9 protein-coding genes are annotated in these 11,166 nt (G+C 49.1%); 3 read left to right on the forward strand and 6 right to left on the reverse strand.

Annotation, left to right across the window (positions count from 1 at the left end):
- Positions 1 to 2 precede the first annotated feature (2 nt).
- Together QUW60_RS06540 and QUW60_RS06545 are read left to right on the forward strand one after the other, a co-directional pair.
- A complete protein-coding gene (locus QUW60_RS06540; RefSeq protein ID WP_289559324.1) occupies positions 3 to 284 on the forward strand; it encodes a hypothetical protein in 282 nt (93 codons plus the stop codon).
- Between the two features lie 123 nt (positions 285 to 407).
- Positions 408 to 815, forward strand: coding sequence for a helix-turn-helix domain-containing protein (locus tag QUW60_RS06545; RefSeq protein ID WP_289559326.1), 408 nt, complete (start codon positions 408 to 410; stop codon positions 813 to 815).
- A 195-nt stretch (positions 816 to 1,010) separates the two neighbouring features.
- Here the strand turns inward: QUW60_RS06545 and QUW60_RS06550 are convergent, their stop codons facing one another.
- The 3 genes from QUW60_RS06550 to QUW60_RS06560 are packed head-to-tail and all read right to left on the reverse strand — an operon-like array spanning position 1,011 to position 5,642.
- The gene (locus tag QUW60_RS06550; RefSeq protein WP_289559328.1) at positions 1,011 to 2,933 is read right to left on the reverse strand and encodes a glycoside hydrolase family 127 protein; all 1,923 of its coding nucleotides are present in this window, start codon (positions 2,931 to 2,933) and stop codon (positions 1,011 to 1,013) included.
- A 12-nt stretch (positions 2,934 to 2,945) separates the two neighbouring features.
- Positions 2,946 to 4,553: a hypothetical protein gene (locus QUW60_RS06555; protein WP_289559330.1), complete on the reverse strand. Its 1,608-nt coding sequence runs from the start codon at positions 4,551 to 4,553 to the stop codon at positions 2,946 to 2,948.
- Positions 4,554 to 4,565: 12 nt separating this feature from the next.
- Complete coding sequence (locus QUW60_RS06560) at positions 4,566 to 5,642, reverse strand: serine hydrolase domain-containing protein (RefSeq protein ID WP_258339105.1); 1,077 nt, start codon at positions 5,640 to 5,642, stop codon at positions 4,566 to 4,568.
- Between the two features lie 109 nt (positions 5,643 to 5,751).
- Here QUW60_RS06560 and QUW60_RS06565 point away from each other — a divergent pair, with 109 nt between their 5' ends.
- Positions 5,752 to 6,231: a DUF4251 domain-containing protein gene (locus QUW60_RS06565; RefSeq protein WP_289559333.1), complete on the forward strand. Its 480-nt coding sequence runs from the start codon at positions 5,752 to 5,754 to the stop codon at positions 6,229 to 6,231.
- Between the two features lie 164 nt (positions 6,232 to 6,395).
- Here QUW60_RS06565 and QUW60_RS06570 read toward each other — a convergent pair whose 3' ends face one another.
- Genes QUW60_RS06570 through QUW60_RS06580 form a run of 3 tightly spaced genes read right to left on the reverse strand, consistent with a single transcriptional unit; the run spans position 6,396 to position 11,141 of the window.
- The gene (locus tag QUW60_RS06570) at positions 6,396 to 7,781 is read right to left on the reverse strand and encodes an alginate lyase family protein (protein WP_289559335.1); all 1,386 of its coding nucleotides are present in this window, start codon (positions 7,779 to 7,781) and stop codon (positions 6,396 to 6,398) included.
- Between the two features lie 30 nt (positions 7,782 to 7,811).
- The gene (locus QUW60_RS06575; RefSeq protein ID WP_289559336.1) at positions 7,812 to 9,359 is read right to left on the reverse strand and encodes a DUF4979 domain-containing protein; all 1,548 of its coding nucleotides are present in this window, start codon (positions 9,357 to 9,359) and stop codon (positions 7,812 to 7,814) included.
- A gap of 27 nt (positions 9,360 to 9,386) precedes the next feature.
- Entirely contained in the window at positions 9,387 to 11,141 is a 1,755-nt protein-coding gene (locus QUW60_RS06580) for a RagB/SusD family nutrient uptake outer membrane protein (RefSeq protein WP_289559347.1), read from the reverse strand.
- Between the last annotated feature and the right edge of the window lie 25 nt (positions 11,142 to 11,166).

Genomic DNA, 11,166 nt, shown 5'->3' on the forward strand with positions numbered 1-11,166 from the left:
GTATGCCTGAGAAAAAGAAAACGTTTATATACAGCACTTCCGACTGGAAAGATGTGAAAGGAAAGAGTATCCGCACAGACGGGTGCATCCTGATCTTCTGTGAAGAAGGGATGGCCACGGCTTCAGCAGAGTTCAAGCCCCGCACCGTCAGGAAAAGGGATGTCATACTGATTTTCCCCGATACCATGTTTGTCGTAAACGATGTGTCGGAACTGTTTTCCGTAAAGCAGATTGAGATTTCGTCCGAAATGTTTGACGAAGCTACATTTACCCTTTCGTCGTAGTTCTTCGACCTCCTCTATGACAACTCGATCTTTCACTCCACGCCCGAACAATGGAATCTGGTGGAAACATGGGAGAAACAGTTTCTATGGATTACGCAGTGCAGCGCGGAGAAGGCAGCGTATATGATGCTGCGCAATCACATGCAGAACTTTTTCATCGGACTGGAAAGCATTGTCGTTTCCGAAAGCCGGTCACAGATACAGCCGATAAGCTCTACACGCCGGCTCTTCAACCGTTTTTGCAGCCTGCTGGTGGAGCACTGCCATTCGCGCCACGACGTGAAATTCTATGCCGAAAAGCTCTGCATCACGCCTTACTACCTGTCAAGGATAACCGCCAGAACCATCGGCGTTACTCCCAAAGAACTGATTGAAAGGCAGATTATTCTGGAGATGAAACGGCTGCTCACCACCACCGACATCTCGGTGAAGGAACTTGCCGTGCTTTTCCATTTTGATACGGTGTCTTATATGGCACGCTTCTTCCGAAGGCACACGGGCTTCACACCCAATGAATACAGCAAGCTCTGACACGGACAACAAAGACACATGTCTGCAACATGCCGGCCTTTCCTTCGGAAAAAGAAGTTTATCTCCAGGCTGAAGATGTGTATCTTCAGGCTAAAGACATATATCTCCAGCCTAAAGATTTACATCTCTAAACTGGAGATAAAGCACGCCACGGGAAACCGCCCGTTGGATAAAGAAACAAAACACGAAATCCTACTATTCCGAATCCAGATTCCAGTAAACGACAAACCGCTGGCGATGGACATCATACAAAGGCGACAGGCGTTGTCCGCCGGCTGTTTCAAAGTTCAGCCCCCCATCCGTGCGTCTGATATTCTTTCCGGGACGCTTTCTGTCGCACTTCAAGACGACAGGCAGATCTGCCGGTATATGGTAATCATACGTATAATAATCGTTGTACCGGGCAGGGTCAGAAAACGGAGCAGGGGCTTCCATTCCCGCCGTTCCCAATTTTCCTGCCAAGGCTACGGGACCATACAACAATGCTGCAACATCCGGATTGTCAGGAGTCTGTTCCAGACGAAAATCCATCGGATATGTCAGTTCAATGCTGTCGCCGTCTTTCCATTCACGGTCGAGCACAATATAAGACCCCGGCTTCTGCCCCACCTTCACCTTTTTCCCGTTAATGCAGACAGACACCTTTCCGCTCCAGGAAGGATAACGCAGATAGAATGCGGTGCGTACGGGCTGTTCCGCAGAAACCTCCAGCTTCACACACTCGCTTTCCGGAAAATCCGTTTCCATGCGCACACTCATCCCCCTCTCTTTCCAGTGCAATACGGAAGGAATGAAAAGGTTCACATACAATCCTTCACGGTTATGATAGTAGATGCTCTCAGCATATTTGGCATGACTCTCAAACCCGCTTCCTACACAGCACCAGAAAGACTGGTCGGGAGTGCTGTATACCTTGTGCGTTCCGGATTTCAACGGAAGGAAATAGGCTACCATGCCCGTTGCGGGATCCTGCTGGCCCAATATATGATTGTACAATGCACGCTCGTAATAGTCTGCCACCTTGACAGAAGGATTCCAGCAGAACAGATGGCGGCTGAGCTTCAGCATATTATACGTACAGCAAGTTTCACCCGTATATCCGGTGATATGCTTTGAAAACTGATCCGGATCAAAATAATGCTCCTTGTCACTGCTGCACCCGGGAGCGAAAGTATGCCTGTCAATCATCGTATTCCAGAAAAATTCGCAAAGCGACCTGCTTTCCCCGTCGCCCGAAAGCTCATAGTTGCGCGCTTCGGCCAGGACCTTCGGGATAAACGTATTCGTATGCTTCGTCCCCAAGTCGTCCTTTTCCTCTTTCAGCGGGTCGATCACTTCATTGTGATAGAAGAATCGGGCAAGCCAGCGGTAACGCTCGTCGCCGGTCAGCGCATACAAGTTGTAGAACGATTCATTGATGCCGCCGAACTCATTCCGGATCATCTTCCTGCGGGTAGCCTCATCCAACGGCCGAAGCTTCTCGTAGGCCCAGTCCCCCATCCGGCACACAACTTCCAGAGCCTGCGGATTGTCTGCATAAAGATACTGGTCTATCAGTCCCGAAAAAATCTTATGAAGCGTATACCAGGGTGCCCACACGCTTTCGCCACGAATATTCCGGTTTATCAGTTCCTCAGGAAACGCGCTCAAATAGCCGTTGCCGTATGCCTGTTGAACTTTGGCCAGCCCCGCCACCAGGCTGTCCCCCTTCAGCTTGAACACATTGCCTCCCGTAGCGGCATACATCAACGAATAGGCAGACAGCAGATGGCCGGTGATGTGTCCGCGAAGCTCACAGTCCAGCGACTCCCATCCCCCCAGCTTCTTCACGGTCATATACCCTCCTTCACGGCCCGCAAAGACGCCCGACGTGGTACGGAAACTGTGAAGCAGCCTGTCGACCCCGATAGAAACCATCCAAGCCGAATCACGCTCCAAATTCTCGCGGAATCGGCTGGGAAGCAGGCGCACGTCCTTCAATTCAAAACATGCGGCAGACTCTTCCGCTTGTGAAGCAACTTTCAGTTTGTTCTGAAACAAGCCGGGGTAAACAGACTGTGCAGAAAGCAGCCCGCAAACGCCCAAGGCTAAAGTTGAAAACAAAAGTCTTAATTTCATAACGATTACAGTTTATTTCTTTATATAAAAACTCCGCTCCACCGGCTCAGCCGTAGCGACCTTTCCGCCGATGCCATATTGCCAGGCTACGACCGTCACCTTCACCGGATATTTCGCCCGGGGAGGAAGCTCCGACAACATCACCTTGCCGCCAACGATTTCAGCAGGGCCTTCTTTCACATAGTAATAAACAGGAAGCCCGCAATCGGACACTGCATGAAGCTCCACTGCCGTTGTACCTGCCTCCACATCATCCAGCCCCGGAAAAAGGATGTGCTGCCGCCTGCCTGCACGGTTCCGATACGGTATCCTCATCGTAAGCTGCTGGACGGCACTCTTATAATGGGTGTCCCCCTTTTGGCTGGCAAGAAGCCATATATCATTCGTCCTCCGCTTGTTGTACATTCCCATGCGATAGAAGCGGACGGCAAACGTTGTGTCATTCACCTTTTCTGCCGGACCGCAGATCCTGTCGACATGAATCTCTCCCGATGCGTGATCATCCGAAAAAGAAGACCTCAGCGAATCGGTAAATACTCCTTTCAGATGAAACGTCAGTCCATCTGCTTCGGGGACAAAATCCATCACAATGCCCGCATGAAGTTTCGGGTCGTATTCAAGCAGCTTCCCATGCTGAACGACTCCCAGGTATTGCATCTTCTTCCCCTCCGATTCCTTGTAACGCCTTTCGGTCAGCTCTGCCATTTCCCTGTCAAAGTACCAGAAGGCATCATGCCTGTCCCCTCGGTACAAAGCATAAGGAGCCGGCTTCGCACGTTTTCTGCCGTCGGCACGCCAGCGTTCGGCAAGCCACCCGTCTTTCACCCTGACTGGCTTGAGTTTGACCGGCCTGTCAACAGGCTGGGCAGAGGGATAACGCGCATCGAGCGACTTTTCCAGGAACAAGGCGATGTATGAGGCAGTCTGTTCGCTGATATCGAAATGCCCGCGGCCCGCATCACACAAAAAAGAAATGCAACTCTCCGGATACATCATCCGGAAAGCCAAAGCCGGATTGACCCGCGCTTCCCACCATTCGTACTCGCCCTCAACCATCAGCCCCGGAATGCCGTCGATGTTGCGGTTTCTCCCCCACTCCAGATTCTCTCTTCCGTAGCCGCACAGATTCGTTCGCGGCGCGTCCCCGTGAAAAGAAATCACCGCCAATGTGCGCTCCGGATTCCATGCCGCAAAATTCCACGGGTAAGTAGCCATGGCAGAATGTCCCAAAGGCACAATCGGAACGTATTTCAATTCAGTATATCCGCTGACATCCGCCAATTCATCCATCATCGCTTCAAACGCCTTCTGCACTCCCGTCAACACATTCCATTGCTGGTCGAGCCCCGGAGTAATCCAAACCAGCGCTATGCCTGCCTTCTCCAGTTCCGTACGGAAAGAGGGCATCTCAAAAAGAGGCTCTTCCGTCATGTTGTGCTGTCCCATCACCACGGCCTTCACCTGCCGGCAAGTGGGAGGAATCCACAAAAACGCACGTGGATGTCCGTCGGTTTCAGCAGAAACCATCTCTTTGACGGCAACAGACCATTGCCACTCGGCAGCAGAAAGCCGGAAAGCCAGCAAGGCCAGCAAAACAAAAATCCACCTTTTCTTTTTCATATCCTATCTCATTTATTTCACAATATCCGACACAGTCCTTGAAATAACGGAACTGCCATAGAATGAAGAGAAACCGTCCTTCTCGGAACCTCCGACAACATGAGCGATAAAAAAGCCATAAACACCATCACGCTTGTTAATCCACGGATAAGCCCCCGCCCACCCGGGCGAACTGATTTGATAAGCTTCACCTGTATCTTCATCTATAAGCTCCCGCCATTCTCCCAAGCCGTAAATTCCATTATGACATTTTCCAATAGCCTTTTCAACATACTCCCCGGGAAGTACCTCCGCCCCTTTTATTTGGTCAGCCTGCATCTCCTTCACCGTTTCGGGGTTCAGGATCGTTTTCCCCCAATAAGTTCCGCCATGATAAATCATGTCGAGAAAACGCATGTAGTCGTTCAAGGTCGTACACAGGCCTCCGCCCAACATCGGGGCATGACCTCCGTCTGTATTTATGGGGGTAAAGTGCGAGTTTTCCATGCCAAGCGGAGCGGCTATCAGTGTCTGGAAAAGATACTCGAACTCATTTCCTGCCGCCATCTCCGCCATACGTCCGGCCACCTGCATTGCCAGTCCTCCGTACTCGAAGCGTGTACCCTGCGCAAACACCGTGTCAAGCGGCAGAATCTCCATGACCGCCGAATCCAAGTGATTATAATTGTCCACCCTTGGCTCGGGAAGATAAGGACGGATACCCGATGTATGGGAAAGCAAATGTCTGAGCGAAATTTTCCCTTTCGGATCTCCCCTATACAAAGGAATCCATTCTTCCACCGTATCATCCCAATCCAACGGAGTACGATCAACGACAGCCCCAACCACAGCCGCTGCCACCCATTTCCCGGCAGAAGCGACATAAACCTTCGTTTCTCCAGTAAAGCTTCCATAACATTTGCTGAACACCACAGAATCATCCTTTACCACACAAATAGCTGCTCCCGGATAATATCCTTTATCAATCCAGCATCCGATAATAGAGTCAAGCGGAGAAAAATCATAAATTGCATCCCCCCTTTGCGAACATGACGAAAGGGATATTACCAATAGCACCAGCACTATTTTACTTATCAGTTTTTCAATCATATTGACTTGTCTTTTTATAATAAATACGTATCAAGGCTAAATTTACTCAATCCGGATCATCATTTCTTCAAATGCATTATCTTTGAAGAAACTTTTAAATTACTGCAACATGAAAACACTGCTTCTCATTCTGATTACATGGATGGCACTGCCGGCTTTTTCACAAACCCGCAAAGAAAAAGAGGCAGCAAAAGAAGAAAACGTACGGAAAGCGCTCGAGGCTGACCGATACACCATCGACATCAATTATATGATTCCATCCAAGGGACCCGGACGGCCGCTCACTACCGACTATTCCGTCACGGTCCGCAACGACTCGCTCATTTCTTATCTCCCGTATGCCGGAAGAGCATACAGCATCCCTTACGGCGGAGGAAAAGCGCTGAACTTCAGTGCACCGATTGAAAACTATGAAAAGAAAACGAAGAAAAAAGGTGAAACTGAAATCACCGTCAGCCTCAGAAACGATGAAGACTCATACATCTACCGGCTCACGGTATACAAAAACGGGAACGCCTCCCTGTATGTCCAGCCAACGCAAAGGCAAAGCATCTCGTTCAGCGGAGAGATGGATTTAAAGGAAAACTGAAAATAAAGCCTTATAAACAAACAGGCAGGACTTGCAGACAGGGCGGATGCGGAAAGAATCCACATAAAACAAGCAGAATCACAGCAAGAACATACCTCTGCCATGATTCTGCCTGAAAAATTTATGTGGATACCTATTGAGAATATCCTAAAGCCAACGGTTACTTATTCGCGGTACAGCATCAAAGTTCCCCACCCCAGCTGGTCGAAAGCCCCGCTGTTCGTACCGTAACGGTTTCCCGGCTCACCAACTCCGCCTTCGGGACGAAGCTTGTCGGCAAACTGCTTGGCATATGTATATCCACTGCCCACATTTGCCACCTTTGCATAATGGTTGTACAGTATTTCCCAGCCCGGACGAATGCTGCCACGACCTTCATCATCTGCCATTTGCGTATGGGTTGCACCGTGATTCTTGTCACGGCAAGAGCAGTCGATGCAATATTCATAAGTCGCAAACGGCATCTGAGTAGCAGTAACCAACCAGCTTCCCGTACTGTTCTGATTATCCGTACCATTACGCAAGTTGGACAACGCTACGTATTCGCCCATCTTCATAATGGCATTGTCATCAGCAGCAAAGAAATCCAGCTGGGCGACCGACGGGTTTGCCTGATAAAGCGTATAGGCAATCTGACAAAGGTTAGCAGCCACCATAACCGACATCTCAGCATGTCCCTGGTCACGTCCGCTCTCCTGGTTCTGGAAGATATCTTCACCCGTGCCCAAGGGGTCGGTATGTTCGCCGCGAATCAGCTGCTTGATGCATCCGTTGCCTGCTCCCTGATAGAAATAGTTAACCACGTAGTTCACCATATCATCGTTCTCGGTCAAGATACCGATTGAAAGATAAGAAGCCATATTCACCAAGTCCCAGTTAGACCAATAATGCTCTGCACAGTTGTCCGAACCTTGATGATTGTCGAGGAAATCACGGTTTTGCGAAGCGAACACATTGGTCATCCAGGTCTTGAAATCGTTGAAGTCTGTGCCGTTCCATCCTTCATATGTCCGCAATATCTCGGCAGCATTGGCAAAAGTATACCCTTGCGCACCGGCTGCCAGCTTATGATTGGCATCATTCGAAGTAATTTCCTTGCATATATCTGCCCAGGCGTTAAGCACTTCTACGGCATTTTCAGCATAACGGTCATCACCGGTCAACTTCCAAAGCAGCGCCATCTGATAGGCTGCGGCAGCGTCCTCCATCGCATAACGATAGTTTTCACTCCCGGCAGCAGTTCCTGTAGCATCGCCACGCACGATTTCTTCCTGCGGTTCGGCTGTATAAGGAAGAACCGTCAACGAACTCTGCTTCAAATTCTCAAACTCTGCTTTCACTGCTTGCGGCGCACTGCCATCGTCCAGCATTGCTTTCACACGGTCGAAATCTGCCTGATTATACATCGCACACGGATGATTGTACGTATATTGCGCTTCTACCGGTTCGTATACATCTTCGGGCATCGTCAAGTCTACCGTACCAAATTCATTCTCTCGGCAGGAGGTCTGCACTGCCAACAGCAGTGCCAGACCAGATATAAATGTCATTTTCTTTATCATAATCGCATTCTATTAAATTTATTCCACCACTTCGTAAGTCAGTCCTTCCGACTGGATATAAGTTGCCACTTCTTCCAAGGTCTTGAAGGTCTGAATCCAATAAATAGCACTGCGAAGCTGCTCACCTGTTTCTTGTTTCAATACAATATCCGCATATTTAAAGGTCAATTTGTTAACCTTCGCCACATCCGTAGCAGGCAATACAAATCCCTTCCAAGCCTGAGTTGAAAGATCATAAATAACGATACGGCTTCCATCACTACATTTCCAGGTCTGATCCCATTTTTCACTTCCACCGCCAAGTTCACCGCTAAATGATTGACCGTTGCATGTACCACCTGAAGCATCAAGTTTAAAAGACTTGCCGCTTACATTCTCCATATCTCCGGCATACTGCAAACGAAGAGCTAAGAATGGATAATTTCCGGCATGGAAATAAACATTTTGAGCCATGAAATCCAGACGGCGTTTTCCACTGGTAGCCTTCGAAATCAAAGTAAATGTTCCATAACCCCATTCTGATGAACAATGACTCGGATCTGCACTCCATGTTACATTATCCTCTTTATGGAAAAGTTCGCGAATCAATCCGGCTGCCAGATTCAGTTTAATGGAAGACGAGTTTCCGGTAGCGGGGCAAGAAGCCGTGATTGTCACATCGCCGAACACACCTGCTTGGTTAAAGGTTACGACACCGTTCTCAACAGTAGCTATTTCCTCATTGTCGGAAGTCCATTCTATCAAAGAAGTGGTACATTGTGCAGGGACCGTCGTGTAATTCAATGTCAAAGCCTTATCCGCTATGGCACAATAATAACCGTTGTCCACTGAATAAGCCTGATCGATGGTCACTTCTTCCGGCTGCACCATCTGGTTGACAACAAGTTCTTTTGTCCCATACACCTGCGAACCGTCCAAAGAAGTAGCGGTAATGGTAACGGATGCCTGTATGTCTTCATTCACAAGACCTGTTACCAAGCCGTTCTGGTCGACAGTAGCCACTGCTTCATTCGAGCTGCTCCAGCTAACCGTCCGATAAGTAGCGTTCTCCGGCAGGATAGCAGCAGTCAGCTGCAAGGTTTCACTCGCATAAAGTTCGTCAGCTTCCGATTCAATGCTGATGCTTTCTGCCTGCACCAATGTATTGGACACCACGACACGCACATTGTCATAAATGCCGCTTCCCGAAAACATTCCTTCCGGAGCAACCTGAATGACCGTGGCACTCTCGCCGTTGCCTTCTACAGCCGTAACCAGTCCGTTTTCCACCGTTGCCACAGACGGAACGGTAGAAGTCCATATTACATCCGAATAAGTCACATTTTCCGGCTGCAAGCCATAATTCATCTGAACGGTTTCTCCTTTCAGCATAGGCAACACCTTTGCGCCGTTTTCATCTGTGTAAATGTACTGCTGTACTTCAGCAGGCACGATCAGTTCGATGGAAGCAGGCATCACCGCCGACGTCAAATCACCCACCGTCGCTTCGTCTTCGCAAGAAGGCATTATCAGTGCAGGAACCAAAGCCAACAGGCATCCCCAACTGTATTTCATTATCTGTTTCATAACTGTTCTTGTTTAAAATGTGATACTTCAATTGTTGCCCCAACCCGGGTTCTGTCCCAATTCAGGATTCAACTGCAATTGGTCGGAAGGCAACGGATAAAGATAATTCCGGTCACTCCATGTACGGTCGCTGTAAAGGATAATGCAACCTTCACCGTTCAGCGGACGTGCCTGTGTTGCCCAGTTGGTTTCAAACCAAGTCCCGGTCACAAGAACTCCAAGCTGATCCTGAGGCATTTCAGTTTCGGCTGTAGCCCAACGCTTCAAGTCATCGATGCGATACCCTTCCATAATCAGCTCCACCGTACGTTCGCGGCGGATTTCCTCACGCATGGAAAGTCCGTTATTGTTTACCAGGCTGTTGCTCAGTTTCGGCATATTGGGATTGGAACGCAAACGAACCAGATTCAACGACATGTCAAGGTCGGAATCCGAAATGCTGCCACTCAGTTCATAGGTTGCTTCTGCATAGTTCAACAGCACTTCAGCATAGCGGATTACGGGAAAGTCCATCGATTCAAAGTTATCTTGCGCCTGACGCTCTATCGCCCATTTATGGGGACGGTAACCGCTGTTGCTGCGTACATCTGCCGTACGTGCATTCTCCAGATCTGCATCTGTCCATGTCGTGCGTGACGTTGCCGACTCATTGTCCCAGAAACGTGTGCCATGCATCAAAAACGTATTGCTCATCCGGTTGTCACGGTTCTGGTATTCATCCGTAACGTCTGCATATCCCAGGAATTGTGAAGACTTGTCGATAGGAAGTCCGTCAGAACACAGATACATATTTGCCAGTTTGCGTGTCAGCCACGTTGCACCTTCCAGAATGCCGTGTGTAATGTTCGTACTCAGACGGTCGCCATAACGGTGGCGATGCGCAAGGATGTATTCGTTGTTCGAGCTTTTCGAAAGATTGGCCGGGTTGCACTGTATACCGTCTTCCAAGATAAACATATAGCGGTAACTCTCGTCACCCAAAGCCTCACTATAAAACAAAGAGTAGTCACCACTTGTGATAACCTGACTGGCGGCATCCTTGGCTATGGTCAACAATGCCGTACTGCGATCTGTGTTAGAAGTGGCATCTGCACCTTTTTCATGAAATTTCTGCCAGGTACCTTCGTAAAGAGCAACCCTTGAAAGCATCGCCAAAGCCGCGCCTTTGGTCAAGCGGCCAGCCTCGGAAGCGGCTTCCGGCAATAGTTCGGCAGCGTCCTGCAAGTCAGTGATAATCTGATCAATCACTTCCCCACGGTCGTTTCTCGGACCGTACAGTTCTTGCGAGTCAATGTCAAGAGGCTGCGTCAATATAACCGCATCGCCCCATATCTGCACCAACTCAAAATGAAGGTAAGCACGGAAGAACTTCGCTTCGCCCACGGGTACGGCAATCGCTTCCTGATCGCCGAAACTTTCGGCACGGTCCAACAACAGATTGGTGTAATAAATGCGTTTATACAGATTGGTATAGTTTTCATCTTCACTCGGAATGGAATTGGTTCCCTGGCTATATACATTGATGGACGAAGTGGCAAGCAAATCCGAACGGAAGTCACTGTGCGGACCGTCGCTCACGCCATTGCCGTAAGTAGCCGTACCTGATAAATAAATGTCACGTGTCCAGCCATAAAACTGATTGGCGAACAGTTGGAAATTATCGGCTGTATTCCAAACCAGATTGTCGCCCATTTGTGCCTGCGGTTCCAGATTCAAGCAAGAAGTCGTAAACAGACTCATCACCGAAAAGCAGGCTGCAGTTATGTAATGTCTCTTTTTCATATATTGTCTATCAATCTTTATGCGG

This window comes from Bacteroides gallinaceum, assembly GCF_030373775.1.
Taxonomy (GTDB): Bacteria; Bacteroidota; Bacteroidia; order Bacteroidales; family Bacteroidaceae; genus Phocaeicola; species Phocaeicola excrementipullorum.

Coding starts and splice junctions, on each gene's coding strand:
- QUW60_RS06540 (WP_289559324.1), top strand. CDS start 3: ATGCCTGAGAAAAAGAAAACGTTTATATACAGCACTTCCGACTGGAAA.
- QUW60_RS06545 (WP_289559326.1), top strand. CDS start 408: ATGATGCTGCGCAATCACATGCAGAACTTTTTCATCGGACTGGAAAGC.
- QUW60_RS06550 (WP_289559328.1), bottom strand. CDS start 2,933: ATGAAATTAAGACTTTTGTTTTCAACTTTAGCCTTGGGCGTTTGCGGG.
- QUW60_RS06555 (WP_289559330.1), bottom strand. CDS start 4,553: ATGAAAAAGAAAAGGTGGATTTTTGTTTTGCTGGCCTTGCTGGCTTTC.
- QUW60_RS06560 (WP_258339105.1), bottom strand. CDS start 5,642: ATGATTGAAAAACTGATAAGTAAAATAGTGCTGGTGCTATTGGTAATA.
- QUW60_RS06565 (WP_289559333.1), top strand. CDS start 5,752: ATGAAAACACTGCTTCTCATTCTGATTACATGGATGGCACTGCCGGCT.
- QUW60_RS06570 (WP_289559335.1), bottom strand. CDS start 7,781: ATGACATTTATATCTGGTCTGGCACTGCTGTTGGCAGTGCAGACCTCC.
- QUW60_RS06575 (WP_289559336.1), bottom strand. CDS start 9,359: ATGAAACAGATAATGAAATACAGTTGGGGATGCCTGTTGGCTTTGGTT.
- QUW60_RS06580 (WP_289559347.1), bottom strand. CDS start 11,141: ATGAAAAAGAGACATTACATAACTGCAGCCTGCTTTTCGGTGATGAGT.